The organism is Thalassotalea psychrophila (genome assembly GCF_031583595.1).
GTDB classification, from domain to species: domain Bacteria; phylum Pseudomonadota; class Gammaproteobacteria; order Enterobacterales; family Alteromonadaceae; genus Thalassotalea_A; species Thalassotalea_A psychrophila.
Window position 1 is genome coordinate 279,725 of sequence record NZ_CP134145.1, and the last position, 20,766, is coordinate 300,490.

16 protein-coding genes are annotated in these 20,766 nt (G+C 37.8%); 7 read left to right on the forward strand and 9 right to left on the reverse strand.

The window, feature by feature from the left end:
- Positions 1 to 29: 29 nt before the first annotated feature.
- Positions 30 to 2,903, reverse strand: coding sequence for a M14 family zinc carboxypeptidase (locus RGQ13_RS01285; protein ID WP_348391755.1), 2,874 nt, complete (start codon positions 2,901 to 2,903; stop codon positions 30 to 32).
- Positions 2,904 to 3,150: 247 nt separating this feature from the next.
- Here RGQ13_RS01285 and RGQ13_RS01290 point away from each other — a divergent pair, with 247 nt between their 5' ends.
- Together RGQ13_RS01290 and RGQ13_RS01295 are read left to right on the forward strand one after the other, a co-directional pair.
- Positions 3,151 to 3,915, forward strand: coding sequence for a hypothetical protein (locus RGQ13_RS01290; protein WP_348391756.1), 765 nt, complete (start codon positions 3,151 to 3,153; stop codon positions 3,913 to 3,915).
- Between the two features lie 266 nt (positions 3,916 to 4,181).
- Positions 4,182 to 6,710: a bifunctional diguanylate cyclase/phosphodiesterase gene (locus RGQ13_RS01295; protein ID WP_348391757.1), complete on the forward strand. Its 2,529-nt coding sequence runs from the start codon at positions 4,182 to 4,184 to the stop codon at positions 6,708 to 6,710.
- Between the two features lie 20 nt (positions 6,711 to 6,730).
- On the opposite strand, the gene fre is transcribed toward RGQ13_RS01295, so the two are convergent.
- Complete coding sequence (fre, locus tag RGQ13_RS01300) at positions 6,731 to 7,426, reverse strand: NAD(P)H-flavin reductase (protein ID WP_348391758.1); 696 nt, start codon at positions 7,424 to 7,426, stop codon at positions 6,731 to 6,733.
- 22 nt (positions 7,427 to 7,448) lie between these two features.
- On the reverse strand, positions 7,449 to 8,948 hold the full coding sequence (ubiD, locus tag RGQ13_RS01305) for a 4-hydroxy-3-polyprenylbenzoate decarboxylase (protein ID WP_348391759.1): 1,500 nt from the start codon (positions 8,946 to 8,948) through the stop codon (positions 7,449 to 7,451).
- 109 nt (positions 8,949 to 9,057) lie between these two features.
- Here ubiD and RGQ13_RS01310 point away from each other — a divergent pair, with 109 nt between their 5' ends.
- The 3 genes from RGQ13_RS01310 to RGQ13_RS01320 all read left to right on the forward strand — a co-directional run bounded on the left by RGQ13_RS01310 (position 9,058) and on the right by RGQ13_RS01320 (position 12,418).
- On the forward strand, positions 9,058 to 9,555 hold the full coding sequence (locus RGQ13_RS01310) for a hypothetical protein (protein WP_348391760.1): 498 nt from the start codon (positions 9,058 to 9,060) through the stop codon (positions 9,553 to 9,555).
- A gap of 173 nt (positions 9,556 to 9,728) precedes the next feature.
- The gene (locus RGQ13_RS01315) at positions 9,729 to 11,147 is read left to right on the forward strand and encodes an amidohydrolase (protein WP_348391761.1); all 1,419 of its coding nucleotides are present in this window, start codon (positions 9,729 to 9,731) and stop codon (positions 11,145 to 11,147) included.
- Positions 11,144 to 12,418, forward strand: a complete 1,275-nt coding sequence (locus RGQ13_RS01320) for an amidohydrolase family protein (RefSeq protein WP_348391762.1) — start codon at positions 11,144 to 11,146, stop codon at positions 12,416 to 12,418. Before RGQ13_RS01315 ends, RGQ13_RS01320 begins: the two co-directional genes overlap by 4 nt.
- A gap of 116 nt (positions 12,419 to 12,534) precedes the next feature.
- On the opposite strand, the gene rluF is transcribed toward RGQ13_RS01320, so the two are convergent.
- The 4 genes from rluF to trxA all read right to left on the reverse strand — a co-directional run bounded on the left by rluF (position 12,535) and on the right by trxA (position 15,871).
- Positions 12,535 to 13,365, reverse strand: a complete 831-nt coding sequence (gene rluF, locus RGQ13_RS01325) for a 23S rRNA pseudouridine(2604) synthase RluF (RefSeq protein ID WP_348391763.1) — start codon at positions 13,363 to 13,365, stop codon at positions 12,535 to 12,537.
- Positions 13,366 to 13,572: 207 nt separating this feature from the next.
- Positions 13,573 to 13,809 carry a hypothetical protein gene (locus RGQ13_RS01330; protein ID WP_348391764.1) on the reverse strand — a complete coding sequence of 79 codons (237 nt, stop codon included), beginning with the start codon at positions 13,807 to 13,809 and terminating at the stop codon, positions 13,573 to 13,575.
- 220 nt (positions 13,810 to 14,029) lie between these two features.
- On the reverse strand, positions 14,030 to 15,289 hold the full coding sequence (gene rho, locus RGQ13_RS01335; RefSeq protein ID WP_348391765.1) for a transcription termination factor Rho: 1,260 nt from the start codon (positions 15,287 to 15,289) through the stop codon (positions 14,030 to 14,032).
- Positions 15,290 to 15,544: 255 nt separating this feature from the next.
- Positions 15,545 to 15,871 carry a thioredoxin TrxA gene (gene trxA / locus RGQ13_RS01340; RefSeq protein WP_348391766.1) on the reverse strand — a complete coding sequence of 109 codons (327 nt, stop codon included), beginning with the start codon at positions 15,869 to 15,871 and terminating at the stop codon, positions 15,545 to 15,547.
- Positions 15,872 to 16,099: 228 nt separating this feature from the next.
- On the opposite strand from trxA, the gene rhlB reads away from it, so the two are divergent.
- Entirely contained in the window at positions 16,100 to 17,383 is a 1,284-nt protein-coding gene (rhlB, locus tag RGQ13_RS01345) for an ATP-dependent RNA helicase RhlB (RefSeq protein WP_348391767.1), read from the forward strand.
- A gap of 7 nt (positions 17,384 to 17,390) precedes the next feature.
- Complete coding sequence (locus RGQ13_RS01350; protein ID WP_348391768.1) at positions 17,391 to 18,896, forward strand: Ppx/GppA phosphatase family protein; 1,506 nt, start codon at positions 17,391 to 17,393, stop codon at positions 18,894 to 18,896.
- Here RGQ13_RS01350 and RGQ13_RS01355 read toward each other — a convergent pair.
- Both RGQ13_RS01355 and hemB read right to left on the reverse strand, forming a co-directional pair.
- Positions 18,889 to 19,770, reverse strand: a complete 882-nt coding sequence (locus tag RGQ13_RS01355; protein WP_348391769.1) for a DMT family transporter — start codon at positions 19,768 to 19,770, stop codon at positions 18,889 to 18,891. The genes RGQ13_RS01350 and RGQ13_RS01355 overlap by 8 nt on opposite strands.
- Positions 19,752 to 20,765, reverse strand: coding sequence for a porphobilinogen synthase (hemB, locus tag RGQ13_RS01360; protein WP_348391770.1), 1,014 nt, complete (start codon positions 20,763 to 20,765; stop codon positions 19,752 to 19,754). Before hemB ends, RGQ13_RS01355 begins: the two co-directional genes overlap by 19 nt.
- Position 20,766 lies beyond the last annotated feature (1 nt).

Consider the following 20,766-nt stretch of genomic DNA (forward strand, 5'->3'; position numbering starts at 1 on the left):
TTCATTTAATAAAACTGCCAATTCTATGTTTACAGATTTATCGTTTGGTTAGTGCCAAGCCCTGGGCCATAAACGATGGCGTTTAGTAACAATCTAGCCGTCCCCTTGGTGGCACCTCTAAAGTTTGGCGAATTGGCAAACATAATCACTTGCCCGTTACCCTTTCTGTCTCGGGTCAAATAAGCTGAATTACTAATTCGTTGAGCAGCTTCAGGCCAAACCAAACCACTCATTCGTAGGTATAAATCTTTACCCTCTGGAATAGTAGACCAACCAATCAAGCGTTCTTTTGCTTTCGGGTTATCTACAAGTACCCCATAACGAACTACAGCACTAGCAGGGCTTTTACTCATTAATTGTGGCGAGTTATCAATTAACACCGGTAATACTTCATTCACGCCATAAGTGAGCCAACTTTTTTGGTCTGTGCGTGTACCAACTAGTGCACCTGAAGGCATAAATTGCGACGTCCAAGCATCCCAGCGGGTTAATTGCTCTTTATTCATTGGTTTTAATTCTTCAAGGTTTTGCCAAGGGTACCAAATAGTATCTGCTACAGTATGACTAGCCAGTATCTCTTGGTTAGAGATACTCTTTTGTGTTGCAAGCCATTCTTTGTAGAGTGCAATATTATAATCTTGCATATTTTCGAACGAATCGCCCAGCAATGTTGTACTGGTGAAACCTTTAGCTTTCGCGAGTTGCACCGTTGAATTACTAGTCACAATTAGTGTGCCACCAGCTTCAACCCAAGTATCAACGGCACTAATATTTCCAGCACTTAATTCTCCGTACCAGCGGCCTGGAATTATCAAAACGTTATAAGAGCGTAAATCCATAGAGTCGAACAACTCTTGACTTAAATGAGAGTGACGAACGCCTAGCTCTGTATCTAGCATGTGCCAAATATGACCATAATCATAAGGGCTAATTCCATTTTGAGTAAGCATGGCTATTTGTGGGCGCTTTAATAATTTAAAATGCTCGCCACCAATATCAGGCAAGTCTGCATCACCTAAGCCTTGGTTGATTGCTTGCACTTGTGCGCCGGTATTTTCAGCTGCCTTCTCAATAATGCTTAATAGCTGAGCTGTATTTTTATTGTCATGCAGAGTAACTACGATAGAGCCGCGACTGAATTCTATACCATTAAACAAGCCTTTGCGGTCTAATGCTCTTACTTGTATGCCTCGTTCTAATAAACGTGCGGCGTAACCGACTGAAGCATCATTAGCGCCATCAACGATATAAGCGATGGAATTTTCCATAGTGTTGGTAGATGAATTGTCATTACGGATTAGCTTAGATAAACCCTTTTGTAAATGTTGATTCACTTCTAAGGCATCTAAACCATATAACATTGTAAGGTTCCAAGCTGTAGCATCGTACATTACCGAACTACCATCACGCAGAGTTTTCTGTCTTTCCTCAAGTAAAACTTCATCTTTAATCTTTGCGTCAAACTCTAAAATCGCCGCTATGAGTGGTGCATCGTATTGTCGATTTGGAATGATAACTGAGCCTGCAGGAATGGTGCTGCTATTTAATTTTTGTCCGAGCTGATTGGTGGTATTACGCACCTTTATTTCATTGTTGTTGGTGTAGTATTCAATGTCTTGTAAATCCATTAAATCTAAAAATTTATTTAATCGAGATTGATTTTTAGTAGGTAAAATCACAAAACTTTTATTAGCATAGATGCTAGATTTTGCTACATGATGCTTTCTGTTTTTAACAAAGTCGGTAAAAATTTTTATCCGGTGATTGCTCAGGGTAGTTAAATTTGTCATCGAGCTATAAAATTGATGATGTACCGATTTTTTATAACTGCGGATTTGTCCATTTTCAAGCCTTACGCCATCTTCAGCAGTACGTGCCTGTTCATAGAGAATATGGATTGAGCCCTTATATTCAGAATAATTAGAATAACCAGGGTATAAATTTTCAAACCATTCGCCGGTATAATAAGGCCAAGACTTTTTATCAAATGCGCTAGCTTGTTCACTGGCAAAAACTTTACTCCATTGATTAATGCTAGGGGCAATGTGCTCATTTACGGGCTCTCGTGGAGGACCAAATAAAAAAGTATCTAAAGCGCCCATTTCATGACCATCAATCATCAGTAGAGGATACCACTGATTGATAGCTTTGATTCGCCCTCGCGACTCTGGATTAACCGCATAATAAAAGTCACGGTTTAAATCAAAATGATAATGATTGGTTCGACCAAATGGCCATACACCTGAATGCAATAATGATTGAGTATCAAAATTTGGTGTAGCACTGCGATTTTGTTGCAGTTGTTTGGTAAATCTGGCTCTACCATCTGGGTTCATCATTGGATCAACCAGTACCACAACATTATTTAAAAGTTCACTTACATCCTCACCTTCGCTAGCGATTAAATGATAAATTAGCGCTAGGGATGAATCAGCGCCAGAAGATTCATTACCATGGATTGAATATGCCATCCATGCAGTTGCAGGAGTGTCTTTAATTAGCTCTGTAATCTGTTTCTTTGATAAATCATCAGGTGTGCTTAGTTTATCTATATTGCCTTTAATAGCATCGATATTTGCAACATTATCTTTGCTAGAAATAATTAAGTAATGTAGGGGACGGCCTTCATAAGTTCTGGCATATTCAATAATATTGGCGCGCTCACTTTCCTTAGCCCAAATGTTTACTAAGGCATCAATTTGCTCTGCAGTTGCAGTTTTTTGACCAACGTCAAAGCCCAAAAATTGTTGCGGCTTGGTAATTTTATCGTTGTACTTACCGGTTAAAATATTTGGATACTGTGCCTCTGGAAGTGCTGTTGGAGTCATCAATTCCGTGCTTGTTGCTGCAAAACTCGTGCTGGCTAGTAGTAGCCAAGCTGTAAGCTGTTTAATGGATATCATAGAACCCTCTTATTGTTGTTTTTTTAACCTGGTTAACTATAGGTGTCTCAGTGAAAAAGATAAAGATAATGTTTTTAATTGCTTACAGAATTTATATATTTCTGCAGAGTATATAAAAAATGATTTTTATAATTATTTAACCTAAAAAGATCTTCATCATGCACTATGCTTTAGCTGATATTTGACCAATGTGCAAAAACCTTTGCAACATCGGTATTTTCCCTTTAAGGGATAAGGAAATAATAATATGAAACAGTTTAAGACTCTTATGAGTTTTGCAATATCTCTATTACTACCGTTTGCGGCATTATCTGCCGAACCCAAAGAACCCGAAATGTATAGTTATGCCACTTACTTTATGTGTGAACCAGATAAAGAAGATGCGGCTGATGAACTGATCAAAACAGCTTATGCACCGGTTTATGATGCTGCCGTAAAAGATGGCACCATTACTGGATGGGGTTGGCTAGCTCACCAAACTGGTGGGGAATGGCGACGAATTCTTTATCATGCAGCGCCAAGCGTTACTGGTTTACTTAGTGCCCAAGAAAAGATGGGCGAAAAGCTTGATAAAGCGCTAGGAAAAGGTGCCGATGCTATTGCTACAGGTTGCACCAGCCATGTCGATTATATTTGGCAATTTGTTGCAGGCTCAAAACCTGCTACTGACAATTCGCCAAGAGGTAAAGCAAGTATGTCGGTTTATATGGAGTGCGATTTTACTACGGAAGACCGAGCCGATGAAATTGTAAAAACTGTATTTGCACCGGTATACAACGAATTTGTTGGCAAAGGTCAGTTAACTTCGTGGGGCTGGCTTGCTCATGTAGTTGGCGGAAAATACCGAAAATTAGCGACAATGAGTGCTGAAAATTATGATGATTTATTGAAAGCGCGAGCCGCAATACTTAACAAATTGTTTATGGAAGGCGACAAAAAAATAGGTGAAGAATTCAGTAGTATCTGTGGTTCTCATGAAGACTATTTGTGGACTATAAAACAAGAAACCTAATTCTTTAAAATGTGTCATTAGAAATGAAAAGGAGCAAATTTGCTCCTTTTTTACTCAATGGGAATGAAGGAATATCCCAGAATTAGAATTATTTTAATTGAAGTGTAATTAATGCGTAACGGAAATGTAACGGGGTTGGGGAAATAATAGTGCCCATTAAATTTTTGTGATAAAAATTACATGTAGAGTTTAATCTCCGCTAGTATGGCGATGTTGAATGGCTGCAAAAAACAATTTTAAAACGCCATTACAAGATTAAATTTATTATGAAAACTAAACTTCAATATCAGTTAGACGTTCTTAAAAAAGAACATACCGACTTAAAAGTTTTACAAAATGCTCTTTATAAATTATCCGAATCGACTTTTACCAGCGGGAGTATCGAGCATTTTTATCAACAAGTTCACCAAATAGTTAATACTTTTATTGATGCTCGAAATTTTTTTATTGCATTCACCAACGACAAAAATCAAACGCTAGATTTTAGTTATCATATTGATGAAAAAGATACTCTAACAAACTATCAAATACCACAGAGTCACTTAACTGACTCTCTTTCTAGGCTGGTTCTCACAAGAGGCCGGCCTCTTTTAATGCAGGCCAAAAAGTTTGAGCGCTTGCTAGCCAAAGGCATTATTCAAGAGCGCGGCAATATGGCTGTTGATTGGCTAGGGGTCCCGTTAATTAAAAACAATATTATTGTCGGGCTGATGGTTATTCAAAGTTATAATAATGATGTGAGATATAAAGCCATTGATAAAGAGATTATGTCTATTACTGGACAGCATATAATTTCTGCACTTTCACGGTTTGAATATAAAGAACAGTTACAGTATGACGTAAATAATCGCACTCGAGAGTTAGAAGAAAAAATTGTCGAAATTAAAAAAACAGAAGCCGCTAAACAGTCATTGTATAAAATATCAGACTTAAGTCAGGCCAATATAGATTTAGAAACATTCTATAAAGAAGTTCACAATGTAATTGGAAAATATCTGTTCGCAGACAATTTTTATATTGCTAGGGTATCTGAAAAGAGAGAGAGCTTGAACTTTGTATATTATGCTGATTCGGCAAAAAAAGAAAATGAAAATCAGTTTAGTTCCAGACCCTTCGGTAAAGGTTTCACCGAATATTTAATTAATAGTGGCCAACCACAATTATTATCAAGGCAAAATATCATTGAATTGACTAGTACTAAGACTGTCGATTTAAAGTCAGGTGAAGCCCAGTCTTGGCTAGGAGTACCGCTTTATAAACAAGGTGATGTTATCGGCGCTATGGTCGTACAAAGTTATTCTCAAACAATTAGTTATAGCAAAAAAGATGCCGATTTTTTGAATTTTGTTTCTCAACATGTATCAATTGCGTTATTTCAACGAGAATTAGCAATATTACAACAACAATCTCGGGACGAATTAGAAGTTAAGGTCAAGCAGCGTACCGAAGAACTTGTTGAAGAAATCAGCCAAAGACAACTTGCGGAACAACAATTACAGTATTCTGCGAACCATGACAGCCTAACCGAACTACCCAATCGTTCATACTTCAATGAAATCCTAGAGAAAAAAATTGCCAGTGTGAATGTACAAAAAAATTGCAAATTTGCTTTATTATTTATAGATCTTGACCGCTTTAAAACGGTTAATGATTCTTTAGGTCATCAAGCGGGCGATAAACTATTAAAGAATGTAGCAAATAAAATAAAAAAATTGATTCGCAGCAATGATATTTTAGCGCGTTTGGGGGGCGATGAGTTTGTCGTATTTTTAGACGAAATCCCTAACATAAATGTTGCCATTAGAGTGTCTGATGAAATTATTGATACTCTGTCACAGCATATATATATAAATGAAAGCATGATTAATATAGGTGCAAGTATTGGTATAGTTGCTAGTAATCAACACTATAACAATGCAGAAGATATGCTACGTGATGCTGATACCGCAATGTATAAGGCAAAAGAGTTTGGCAAAGGTCGCTATGAATTATTTAATAGTAATATGCACCATGAGCTTTTGGCCTCGATAAAATTAGAATTAGATATTAAATCAGCGATTAAACGTAAGGAATTTATTCCTTATTTTCAACCAATTTATAATTTAAACCAAAATAAAATAGTTGGCTTTGAAGCATTGGCTCGTTGGCAATCAGATGAACGAGGATTAACTTATCCTAATGAATTTATAGCCAAAGCTGAAGAGACTGGTTTAATTCATAATATTGATATAGAAATCATAGACCAATCCGCAAAAATTCTCAGGCATTGGCAGGAAAAGTTTAAAGATGAAAAATTATTTATCACTTGTAACTTATTTAGTGGTCATTTTATCAATAGTGATTTAACTGGCCATATAAGTAGGATAATTTCAAAATATCAAATTCCGAGAGATTCATTGCGCTTAGAGTTAACCGAAAGAGCATTACTTGAAAATGGTGATCTGGTTAATGAAAACATGAATCAACTGAAAAATCTTGGAGTAAAATTGTTACTTGATGATTTTGGCACCGGTTATTCATCATTAAGTTATTTGTATAAATTTCCTTTTGATACATTAAAAATAGACAGCTCATTTATCAGTAATATGCGCGAAGATAAAAAACAAGCTGTGATGATAAAAACAATTATTGATATGGCTGAACACTTAGGTATGTCTGTAGTTGCAGAAGGAATTGAGCATGAAAGTGAAGTTAATGTGTTAACTGAGATGGGCTGCCAGTCAGGACAAGGTTTTTATTACTCTAAACCATTAGCTCAAGTTGAGATTGAACAGATGATTCAATCTCATACCTAATAAGCCTTCTCTAGATGAGGTTAAATAAACGCAAAAGCATCGGCATACATATGTTCTTTAATGCCACCGTGCTCTATAAATTCATTCCGTAAAAATCCTACCATATCAAAGCGGCCAGCCATATAAATGTCGTATGGCTCAAGACTAATCACATCATGTAGTAAAGGCTCATGAACTTTACCAACACGACCTTGCCAAGTATCATCAGGGGTTTCAACCACGGGCATGAATTGACCATGAGCTAACTGATCCACCAATGCTTGTGTGGCATCTATTTGATAACACGCACTTGGATCTCTTAGCCCCCAATAAACCAACACTGGTTGCTGAGCTTTGCGACTAACTAAGTCACTAAGAATAGATTTTATGTATGAAAATCCGGTTCCCCCTGCTAATAGAATAATAGGACGCAAACTTTCTGTGCGTAGTTGTGCATGCCCGCCAGGCATTTCAATAGTTACGTTTTTGTTGTTCCGTATATGTTCAATAACTTGCATCGCCCAACTGTCGGCAGCAAAAGCACCAATTTGTAATTCTAGTAAATCACTATCAGGGCTCGAAGCAATTGAAAATGGACGTTTATCATCATCACTCATTACAAAATTTAGGTATTGACCGGCAGAAAAACTAACGCTTTGTTGTGGTTTTAACAATACTTGAAAAACGTTGTCAGTTAACGGGGTTAATGATTGCACTTGGCAATTAATGGTTTTCATTGTGTATATCTTTAATTATCTATTAATTTTGTGGTTCGTTTGTATTTGACGGTTGTTCAAAAATATTTAACTCGTCCCAAATATCGTCCACATGCTGTTTAATTTCATCGGTCATGGTAATTGGCTCACCCCATTCTCGGTTAGTTTCACCAGGCCACTTGTTCGTAGCATCCATACCCATTTTTGAACCTAGGCCTGATACTGGCGAGGCAAAATCTAGGTAATCTATTGGTGTATTCTCAATTAATACAGTATCTCGAGCAGGATCCATTCTTGTGGTCATGGCCCAGATAACATCTTTCCAATCACGAGCATTTACATCGTCATCACAAACAATGACAAATTTAGTGTACATAAACTGTCGCAAGAATGACCATACACCCATCATTACCCGTTTTGCATGACCAGGATATTGCTTCTTCATAGTCACAACAGCCATACGGTAAGAACAACCTTCTGGGGGGAGATAAAAGTCGACTATCTCAGGAAACTGTTTTTGAATAATAGGAACAAATACTTCATTCAAGGCAACGCCTAAAATAGCTGGTTCATCAGGTGGACGGCCTGTATAAGTACTGTGATATACAGGGTCTTTTCGATGAGTTATATGAGTAACAGTCATTACCGGGAAGTTATCTACTTCATTGTAATAACCAGTATGATCACCATAAGGACCTTCAGGCGCCATTTCATCAGGATCTAAATAACCTTCAAGAATAATTTCAGCTGTTGCAGGTACTTCTAGATCGTTACTGATACTTCTAACTACTTCTGTTTTGCTACCACGTAACAAACCAGCAAAAGCATATTCAGACAAAGAATCAGGAATAGGGGTTACCGCGCCAAGTGTTGTTGCTGGATCAGCACCTAAAGCTACCGAAACAGGATATTTTTCACCTGGAAATTTCTTTTTAAAGTCTTGAAAATCAAGTGCGCCACCACGGTGTGATAACCAACGCATAATAATTTTGTTAGGGCCAAGTAATTGCTGGCGATAGATGCCTAAATTTTGACGCTCTTTTTCAGGGCCTCGAGTTATGGTTAAGCCCCAAGTTATAAGTGGCGCAGCATCACCAGGCCAACATGTTTGAATTGGCAATTTAGTCAAATCAACATCTTCACCAGTGATAACAATATCCTGACAAGGCGCCTTTTTCAGACGCTTTGTCGGCATATTTAACACTTGTTTAAATACCGGCAGCTTATCAAAGGCATCTTTAAAGCCTTTAGGTGGCTCTGGCTCTTTTAGCATAGCTAAAAGTTTGCCTACATCGCGAAGCTCGCTAACATCTTTCTGTCCCATTGCTAAAGCAACACGCTCAGGCGTACCAAATAAATTAGTAAGCACTGGCATGTCGTAACCAATTGGGTTTTCAAATAACAATGCCGGACCTTCAGCGCGTAGTGTGCGATCGCTAATTTCGGTCATTGCTAAATCAGTTGAGATAGGTTGTTTTATACGTTTTAACTGGCCAATTTTTTCTAATTGAGCAATAAAATCGCGTAGATCCTTATATTTCATAATCTTATACGAGTATTTGTTTGCCAGTATTATACCTGTATGTGTGGCTAATTTGAATTATTTAACAATCAAGCTTAGGCTCAATAATATGAAACTGGAAGGAAACAATATGAAAACGACAATTATTCTTTTATTTAGCCTGCTATTTACCAGTGCTAATTTACAAGCGAAAGGGAGTTGTGATGAAGCAGAATATCAGCAATTTGATTTTTGGCTAGGTCAATGGCAAGTCACAAATCCAGAAAATAATCAGGTAAGTGAAAGTAAAATTACTAAAATATTAGGAGGTTGTGTTCTTCTAGAAGAATATAATGCACCGTCGGGCTTTCAAGGTAAAAGTTTAAATATTTATGATAAACAGCAGAAAAAGTGGCATCAATCATGGACAGATAATAGTGGTTTATTATTACAACTTAATGGTGAATTTATCGATAATTCTATGATATTAAAGGGCTCTATCGTTGATGATAAAGGCAAAGAGTTATTTCAAATGATAACTTGGAGCTTGTTGGAAAATAATAAAGTTAGACAACATTGGCAACAAAGTATTGATGCAGGAATTACTTGGGTGACTCTCTTTGATGGTACCTATACTCGTCGTCAGTAAAAGTGTTCTAAAATCTGTATCTTCAATGACTATGTCTATATATTTCTAATAATTAACGATTTTTAGGAATATTGTTAAGCTGGTTAATCAAATATTTACGATAAGTTACCATGACATTAATGGCATCCACTGCTAGAGTAAATGCGAGAATTTATAAATAAAAAAGTGAAGCTATGAAAACACTAAATAAAGCCCTGTTAACTGGTTTTAGCTTAGTCGCGGCTACTGCCTTAATTGGTTGTGGTAGCGAAGATGCGAAAAAAGCTCAGGCACCATTTGTAGAAATTAATAAAGACCCATTCCCAAGTACCTATAAGGCACTCCCAAGTGTTCCTACCATGATCACCAATGTAAATATCTATGATGGACTTGGTGGCTTATTAGAAAACACTTCCGTGCTATTAGAAAACGGTAAAATTAAAGCCATTGGTAATAACATCAAAGCACCTGCGGATGATGCCAATGTTATTGATGGAAAAGGTAAATGGATCACTCCTGGCATTATTGATGTGCACAGTCATTTAGGTGTATACGCGACGCCAGATACTGGCTCTCATGCCGATGGCAATGAAATGGTTAAGCCGGTAACTGCTGCGGTTTGGGCTGAACATTCAATTTTAGTACAAGATCCTGGTTTCCGTCGTGCTTTAGCTGGGGGTGTAACTTCAATGCAAATTCTACCGGGCTCAGGTAATTTAATTGGTGGCCGTGGGGTGACGGTGAAAAATTTACCTAACCGCGTTATTCAAGATATGAAGTTCCCAGAAGCTCCTTACGGTTTGAAAATGGCGTGTGGTGAGAATCCAAAACGTGTGTATGGCAAAAAAGGTGGGCCTATGACCCGCATGGGTAATGTTGCTGGCTACCGTCAAGCATGGGCGGATGCGCAAAACTACCAACGTTCATGGGATAAGTACAAGGCAGATTATGATGCTGGTAAAGATGCTAAAGCACCAAAACGAGATTTAAACTTAGATACTTTAGCAGGCGTGCTACGTGGTGATATTTTAGTTCACATGCATTGTTATCGTGCTGATGATATGGGCACCATGATGGATGTAATGAAAGAATTTAATTATCAAATTGCTTCTTTCCAACACGCGGTTGAAGCATACAAAATTGCTGATAAATTAGCAGAAAATAATATATGTTCTGCTATGTGGGCTGATTGGTGGGGCTTTAAAATGGAAGCCTATGACGGTATTCGTGAAAACATTCCTATGGTTGCCAACGCTAAAGCGTGTGCAATAGTACATTCAGACAGTGACCAAGGCATTCAACGTTTAAATCAAGAAGCAGCAAAAGCATTATCAGATGGTCAACGTGCAGGTATCAACTTCAGTAAAGCAGAAGCTTGGACTTGGCTAACCGCAAACCCTGCAAAATCATTGGGAATTTTTGAACAAACCGGTTCGATTGAAATTGGCAAAAATGCTGATGTAGTTATGTGGAGTGCAGAACCATTCTCAACATATTCACAAGCAGAAATGGTCTTTATTGATGGTGGTGTCGCTTTTGATCGCAACAAGTCTGAAACATGGGCAGTGAGCGATTATGAGTTAGGACAAGTTGCAGAAGGAGATCACAAATGAGCAAATTAACTTTAACAGCTATTGCAGCACTAACAACTCTTGCTTTTAATGCTCAAGCTGAAAAAATCGCCATTATTGGTGGTACAGTTCACACTATGACAGCGCAAGGTGCCATTGAAAACGCTACGGTATTAATTGAAGATGGCAAAATTAGTAAAGTGATTCCGCAAGAAGTGTCTACTGATGCAAGTTATCGAGTAATAGATGCTACAGGTAAAGTTGTAACACCGGGTTTTATTGGCGCGTATACTTCACTTGGTTTAGTGGAAGTGCCTTCATGGGCGGGTACAAATGACTCCAGTGTGGAAAAATCACAGTTGCATGCCGCTTTAGATGCCACGGTTGCAGTAAACCCTGATACAACATTAAGAAATATTTCTCGCATTGAAGGTATTACTAGCGCAGCAACATCTATAGGTTACAGTGATACCATTTATAAAGGTCGTGGAGCTATCATTACTCTAGGTGATGATGTGGATCCAGTGATGAAAAAGCGTGCTTTTATGTCGATAGATCTATCAAATAGTGGTGCTGATGTAAGTGGTGGCAGTCGTGCCGCTCTTTGGTTAGATATTCGTAATGCGTTAAATGAAGCTATTTATGCACAAAGCATTACTTTTACTCCGCAAACTGAATGGCATGGCACGGTAAGCAAAGCCAATGTACAAGCATTGATCCCAGTAATCAAAGGTGAAATGCCTTTATTAGTTAAAGTTCATCGTGCCAGTGATATTCGCCGGGTAATAAAACTCACTGAGAACTTTAAACGCTTAAACGTTACTCTGGTTGGCGCGAGCGAAGCTTGGCGAGTTGCCGATGAAATAGCTGCCGCAGGTATGTCAGTAATACTAAACCCAGAATCAAACTTGCCTTATACATTCGAGCAAAATGGCGCTACGTTAGCGAATGCTGCTCGTTTAAATGATGCTGGCGTTAATGTTGCTATTGGTATGAGTACTCATAACATTCGTCTTGCCCCTCAACATGCGGGTAATGCGGTAGCCAATGGTTTGCCTTGGCAGGCAGGTCTTGCTTCTTTAACAACGGCACCGGCAAAAATTTATGGTATTGATAACCGAGTTGGTAGTATAAAAGCAGGTATGCAAGCAGACGTTGTCATTTGGTCTGGTGACCCATTAGAAGTTATGCACGCACCAACTAACGTTATTATTAATGGTGAAGAAGTACCGTTAGAGTCACGTCAAACTAAACTTCGAGATCGTTATTTAAATATTGATAACGAGAAACCGCAGCAATACACAAGACCCTAATATCTTTTAAGTGAAATAAAAGCAAAGCCAGCATCAGCTGGCTTTTTTGTATATCCACGACAGGCATAAATGTCCTTGATAGTGGTTCTGCTTTTAATTGCTAAATTTCTTTTGTATTACTCTTCACTTGGACCTTTAGCATTAAGCTCTGCTTCAATTTGTGCCCAAGGATTTACTTTTTCATTAGGATTCACTTTGCGATGATTTTCTGGCGCTGTTTTAGTTGAACCAGCCACAGCATCATTAATTTCTTGCATCTCTTGCGCATTCAAATCGCGCCACTGACCTGGTTTTAAATTACCTATTGATATCGACATTATGCGAGAACGCGATAATTTAGTAACTTCATAACCTAAATACTCACACATACGGCGAATTTGTCGGTTTAAACCTTGTGTTAAAACAATTTTAAAAACAAATTTGCCAACCATGCTTACCTTACAAGGTTTGGTAATAGTTCCTAAAATTGGTACACCACGAGCCATGCGTTCAAGGAAACGTTCACTAATTGGTTGATCAACAGTTACCACATATTCTTTATCATGGGCATTTTCAGCGCGCAAAATTTTATTAACAATATCGCCATCGCTGGTTAAAAATATTAAGCCTTCTGATGGTTTATCTAACCGACCAATGGGGAAAATACGTTCTTTATGGCCAATAGCATCAATTATATTACCGCGCACATCAAGCTCGGTGGTACAAATAATGCCAACGGGTTTGTTGTAAGCGATATAAATACGATCAGACTTATTTTCTGGCGCCGCTGAAATTAACTTGCCTTCAACTTTTACTTCGTCGCCAGGCATTACTTTAGTGCCAAGCTCTGGTTGCTTACCGTTTATGGTCACTAGATTTTGTTCAATTAATTTATCGGCGCCACGACGTGAACAATATCCCGACTCACTAATAAATTTATTTAGGCGCTTTCCGCTTTCTGTATTCAAGGTCAATACCATTGGTTCAATTACATAGGTCAAGGGTAATTATCGCTTAAAATGAGCAGATAATCTGCAAAAATCAATTTATTTCTTTACTGAAGATAACGCTGATTAGCAGAACTTAACTTTTAATGAGGTGAAGTTTAAGATGATAAAAGCCGACCACAACGTCGGCATTGCAAGGGGAGTAGTTAGTTACAACGTTGAAACATGTTATTCAGCGGGTAAAAAATGGCGATCCAAGTTATTATCAATCATCATTTGTTTTGTTTCTTCAGATAAACCGTTCACAGAAACTATGGAAAATGCTTTTAGAATTAAAGCAATCTCATATGGTGATATATCTTCTTTTGGTTCAAAGCGTTCTGCCATAATATTGGTTATGGTGGCTTTCATTTCAACTTGTTCTGCAAGTTCATCGCGTTCTCGTAACATATCAAAAAAGCTCATATCTACCCTCTACTGTATCAAGTGGTTAAATGCCGAATCATTTTTCACGACCTTTGTTCAGTATAAAACATTTATTACGAATGTTTATTTTAATAGCAAACTAATACTACATTCGAGAGTTAGTAAAGGCTTAAAAATATAAAACCCGGCTATTGCCGGGTTAGTATAATTTCTTAATGGCTCCCAAAATAAATTTGGGATAATTCCTCATTCTTCGGAATTATTTACGCATCATTGAGCTGAAGAATTCTTTATTGGTTTTCGACATAGCTAACTTATCGATCATGAATTCCATCGCATCAATTTCGCCCATTTCATGAACAATCTTGCGTAAAATCCACATTTTTTGCAGCTCGTCTTGTTTAGTAAGTAACTCTTCACGACGAGTACCAGAGCGGTTAAAGTGGATAGCAGGGAATACACGCTTTTCAGCAATTTTACGAGAAAGGTGTAATTCCATATTACCAGTACCTTTAAATTCTTCGTAAATAACTTCGTCCATTTTAGAACCTGTATCAACAAGAGCAGTAGCGATAATTGTTAAACTACCACCTTCTTCAATATTACGTGCAGCACCAAAAAAACGCTTCGGACGGTGTAAGGCATTTGCATCAACACCACCAGTTAAAATTTTACCAGATGATGGAATTACCGTGTTGTAAGCACGTGCTAAACGAGTAATTGAATCAAGTAAGATAACTACATCTTTCTTATGCTCAGTTAAGCGTTTTGCTTTTTCAATAACCATTTCTGCTACTTGCACATGACGGCTGGCAGGCTCATCAAATGTAGATGCAATAACTTCGCCTTTAACTAAGCGTTGCATTTCGGTAACTTCTTCTGGACGCTCATCGATAAGTAATACCATTAACTCACAGTCTGGGTGGTTATGGGCAATACTTTGCGCAATATTTTGTAGTAATAATGTTTTACCGGCTTTTGGCGGAGCAACAATCAGACCACGCTGACCTTTCCCTATAGGAGACGCCAAATCTAGTACGCGGGCAGTAATATCTTCTGTACTACCATTACCACGTTCCATGGTTAAGCGTTCATTTGGGTGGATTGGAGTAAGGTTTTCAAAAAGGATTTTATTGCGAGAATTTTCAGGTCTATCAAAGTTAACTTCATTAACTTTTAATAAGGCAAAATAACGTTCGCCATCTTTTGGAGGTCTAATTTTACCAAAAACTGTATCACCGGTGCGTAGGCTAAATCGTCTAATTTGGCTTGGCGATACGTAAATATCGTCTGGACCGGCTAAGAAAGATGAATCTGCCGATCGTAAGAAGCCAAAACCATCTTGTAAAATTTCTAAAACACCACCACCAAAAATGTCTTCACCGCTTTTTGCGTGGGATTTTAATATTGCGAAAATTACGTCTTGTTTACGAGTGCGGGCTAAATGTTCTAGCTTCATAGATTCAGCGAGTTTGATTAATTCGCCAATGGATTTATCTTTGAGTTCGATTAGATTCATATTTGATGGGTCTTTGTGATGTTATTAAGTTTGTTTGCTTAAGTTTATTTTGCTATTGCTCTCGTTTAAAACAGGCTAAAGAACTTGCCTAAGTGAGAGAGTTAAGAAATTGGATTAGTATGATTAATACCAGTTTGTATAAATTAGCACTAAATCTAGAATAGGTAAAGTAACTGCTTAATAATGACTCAATTTTTATTAATAAAAACGAAAAAAGGTCAACAATCGTCGACCTTTTTAGTATTTAAGTCGCAATTATAGGTTTGCGTCTAAAAATTCTTTTAATTGATTTTTAGAAAGTGCACCAACTTTAGTATCGGCAATAGCACCATCTTTAAATAATAATAATGTTGGGATACCACGGATACCGTATTTTGGTGGGGTACCAGAATTTTGATCGATATTTAATTTAGCAACAGTAACTTTGCCATCATATTCTTCAGCAATCTCTGAAAGGATCGGTGCGATCATTTTACATGGACCACACCATTCAGCCCAAAAGTCTACTAAAACTGGGGCCGAAGCATTAATTACGTCAGCATCAAAGCTGTCATCTGTTAGCTGAACAATCTTATCGCTCATTTTACTCTCCGTTAAATTGGCATGTTGCCATAATAAGTGGTTTAGGTATTTGCCCTTTACTGTATTGGGCTATGTTTATCGATATTGGGATTATTTGCAAGAAATACAAGTCTATTTTATATAATACTAATTGTATTGCTGATACTTATTAATATAAGTAATTAAATTTAAACAAATATCAAACAGATATTAGTTAATAGATAAGGTAATTGTGTTATTCTAGCCGCTATGAAAAAAACACACTTAACTGAAACAAAGTTTTCAAGTCTTGGCCTTGCCCCGCAAGTAGTAACAGGATTGGAAACCATGGGTTTTCACTATTGTACTGAAATCCAGGAAAAATCATTACCAATTTTATTAACAGGTAAAGATATTGCTGGTCAGGCACAAACAGGTGAAGGCAAAACAATCGCTTTTCTTGCAGCGGTATTCCATCATTTACTTAAAAATGACAAACCTGCACACAATCAGCCTAGAGCTATTATTATGGCGCCTACTCGTGAGTTGGCGATTCAAATCCATAATGACGCCAAAGAGATGGCAAAAAGCTGTGGTTTACGTCTTGGCGTAGTTTATGGCGGCGAAGGCTACGAAAGTCAACGTCAACAATTAGAGCAAGGTGTTGATGTTGTTATCGGCACTTGTGGACGCTTAATTGATTATTTAAAACAAGGTATTTACCAGCTTAACAATATAGAAGCTGTCGTTCTTGATGAAGCAGATAGAATGTTTGATCTTGGCTTTATCAAAGATATTCGTTTTATGTTTAATCGTATGCCAGGTCCAAAAGAACGTTTAAATATGATGTTTTCAGCAACACTATCATTCAGAGTTAAAGAATTAGCCTTTGAACATATGAATGATCCTGAAAGCGTTGAAGTAGCGCCAGAACAAATAACTAATTTGCGTATCAGTGAAGAGTTATTCTATCCGTCAAATGACGAAAAAATGGCACTGTTACAAACTATAATCGAAGAAGAATGGCCTGATAAAGCAATAGTTTTTGCCAATACCAAGCATGTTTGTGAAAGAGTTTGGGCGCATTTACAAGCCGATAAACACCGGGTTGGCCTATTAACCGGCGATGTTGCACAAAACAAACGTATTAAAATTCTTGAGCAATTTACTAAAGGTCAATTAGATATCCTAGTGGCAACAGATGTTGCTGCGCGTGGCTTACATATTCCAAGTGTTACTCATGTATTTAATTATGACTTACCTGACGACTTCGAAGATTATGTACATCGTATCGGTCGTACTGGCCGAGCAGGCGCTAGTGGACATGCAATAAGTTTTGCTTGTGAAGATTCAGTATTCAATTTACCGGCTATAGAAGATTATATTGGACATAATTTACCAGTAAGTAAATATGATTCAGATGCACTATTAACCGAACTGCCTAAGCCTGCACCTAGACCTCGTCGTCATCAATCAAATGCCAATCGCGGCAAAGGTGGTCGCCAAGGTAATTCTAATAATCGTGGCCATCGTCGCCCTCATAACCCGAGATAGATAACTGGTGACTGCAAGCAAACCTTCTTGCTCGCAGCCGCTTTATGCGGTTATTGATTTGGGCTCAAACTCATTTCATATGCTAATTACTCGCCTGGTCGCTGATAGCGTCCAGGTGGTTGATAAAGTGAAACGTAAAGTACGTTTGGCTTCAGGCCTAGATGCAAATAATACTCTCAGTGATAAAGCCATGGCTCGTGGTTGGGAGTGTTTAAGTTTTTTTGCTGAGCGCCTACAAGACATTCCTAATCAAAATATTAAAATTGTTGCCACAGCTACCCTTCGTTTAGCTACAAACTCTGGCGCTTTTATTGCCAAAGCTGAAAGCATTCTCGGTCATAAAATTAACCTTATTTCTGGTATTGAAGAAGCTCATAGCATCTATTTAGGTGTTGCTCACACAACAAGTAGTGGCGACAAACGGTTAGTCATTGATATTGGTGGCGCAAGTACCGAACTCATCGTTGGCAGTGCTTTTGAAGTTAAACAAGCCTGCTCTCTAGATATGGGCTGCGTTACTTTTAATAGTGAGTTTTTTGCTGATGGAGCACTTAGTGAGCATGCCTTTGCCCAAGCCGTTAATAAAGCTAGAAGAATTTTGGCTGAAAAGTCTAGACAATATAAAAGTATTGGGTGGGACACTGCTTTAGGGAACTCTGGTACTTTGCAAGCTGTTGCTGAAGTATTAATTGCACAGGGTAAAGTGCAAAAAATAACTTTGGAAAATTTACAGGATATAAAGCAGCAAGTCATTGCATGTAAAAATATCAACAAGCTCAATATTCAGGGCTTAGAAGTAGAGCGTAAACCCGTATTTGTATCAGGACTTGCAATATTGCACGCTATTTTTACTGAGTTTGATATAGCAGAGGTTTACCTTGCTGGCGGTGCTATTCGAGAAGGGGTGCTGTACGAGTTATTACCGAACATGCGAAATGTAAATATAAGGCAGCGTACATTATTAGGTTTGATTGAGCGTTTTAGTATAGATGAACTCCATGCTTATCGAGTGGCCGATATTGCTAATAACGCATTTGAGCAACTGCAAACACAATGGCAATTGACTAATGAGTTAGCTACCATTTTACAATCCGCCTCCGTTCTTCATGAAATAGGTTTATTACTTGAATATAAAGGTAATAAAAAGCATGCGAAATACATTTTAGAAAATACCGATTTAGCTGGATTTTCAAATTCTGAACGGAAATTATTAATTGCGCTTGTGACTAATTACAAAACAGATATTGATAATACAGTCATTGAAAAACAATATTTTACCAGTAATCAGCAAGCAATATTTCTTATTATGATTTTAAGAATTGCAGTGATCTTATCTAAACGCAGAACCGATGATGTAATGCCTAGTTTCAACATAACGGCTGAACATATGAATGTAAGCTTGAGCCTACCAGACGTTTTTCTGAGTAAACACCCATTAATTTCTGCAGAGCTAAAACAAGAATGCATCGACATATTAAGTTTAGGTTTGACTCTATCTGTAAAATCTAATTAATCAGTTCAGTAACTTGTTCTCTTCCTGCCCAATAATTTGCCAGTATAATTAATACACCGCCAACACACATTAAAATAGTTAACTGCTCATCAAGAAAAACCCAAGCCGCGGCAATGCCATATAATGGCTCTAATGTTAACGTCAAGCTGACGGTAAATGCGCTAATCAACTGTAAAGAAGACAATAATAAACTGTGAGCCAGTGCGGTGAATACTATGCCGAGTATCGCGATTAAAATTAATTCATCATTAGTCGGTAATATTTGATATAAAAATAACACAGGGAATAACCATAGGCCCGAGAATAAATTTTGCCAAAATGCGACAGTTATAGGGGCACTACTTTTGACAAACAACTTATTGAATAGGGTTAATACCGCAAAGCTAAATGCTGAAAATAAACCATACATCAACGCAGTTAAATCAGCAGTTATTAATGACTGTGTAGATACGACTAAATAAATACCTAAAATACAAAGCAGGGCTTGAATAAAAGTCGTTATTTTAAACTTTTGTAGCTTAAAGGCTACAGAAATAATTCCGACAAACAGTGGAAAACAGGCAAAGGTTAACAGGCCTAAGGTCACACTACTGATTTGAATCGTATAAAAAAAACTCCACCAATGTAATGCTAGCAATAAACCACTAGCAGCCAGTTTAAATAATAATGGTCTTGTTATACTAATAGGGATGGATGTAAAGCGGCAGAAGGTGAATAAGGCTAAGGCGGCAAATAAGCTTCTGCCAACAACTATATATAAAGCGGGCAAGGTTAGCCATTTGGCAAATAATGCGCATAAGGCGAGTAATAATACTGCCCCATGCAGAGATAAAAATGCAGCTTGGCTACTTGTTATTAGCTCTCTTTTAACCACCGAGCAACCTGTTTAGCAAAGTAGGTTAAAATACCATCTGCGCCCGCACGCTTAAAGGCTAATAAACCTTCCATAATACAAGGCTGTTCAGCTAGCCAACCATTTTGTATTGCTGCCATGTGCATCGCATATTCACCACTAACTTGATAAGCGTAAGTAGGCACTTGAAAATTGTCCTTTACTCGACGGACAATATCTAAATATGGCATACCAGGTTTTACCATCACCATATCTGCACCTTCATAAATGTCTTGGGCTATTTCTTGTAATGCTTCATCAGAATTAGCTGGATCCATTTGATATGAATATTTGTTGCCGCCTTTAATATTACTGGCTGAGCCTACTGCATCTCTAAATGGACCGTAGTAGTTTGATGCATATTTTGCTGAATAGGCTAGTATTTTGGTATTAACGTAACCTTGGTTTTCTAACTCTTCACGAATAGCGCCAACTCTGCCATCCATCATATCTGAAGGTGCGACAACATCAGCGCCGGCCCTTGCATGTGACAAAGCCTGTTTAACCAATATTTCTTTGGTTACTTCATTTAAAACATAACCTTCATCATCAATAATTCCATCTTGGCCGTGAGTGGTGAACGGATCAAGAGCAACATCGGTTATAACACCTAGCTCAGGAAATTTTTCCTTTAAGGCTCTAACGGCACGCTGTGCCAAGCCATCATCATTAAACGCTTCTTCGGCTAATAATGATTTTTTATCCATAGGAGTAACAGGGAATAAGGCAATTGCGGGTATACCTAGTTCTACTAATTCAGCCGCTTCTTCGAGTAAAAGATCAATGCTCTTTCGTTCAACGCCAGGCATAGAGACTATTTCTTCAATCTGGTTTTCACCTTCTAAAACGAACACTGGATAAATCAGATCATTAACTGTTAACTGATTTTCAGCCATCAAGCGACGTGAAAAATCATCTTTACGCATTCGACGTAAACGTCGTGCAGGGTATTGGCCAAATTGATTGTTGTTATTCATT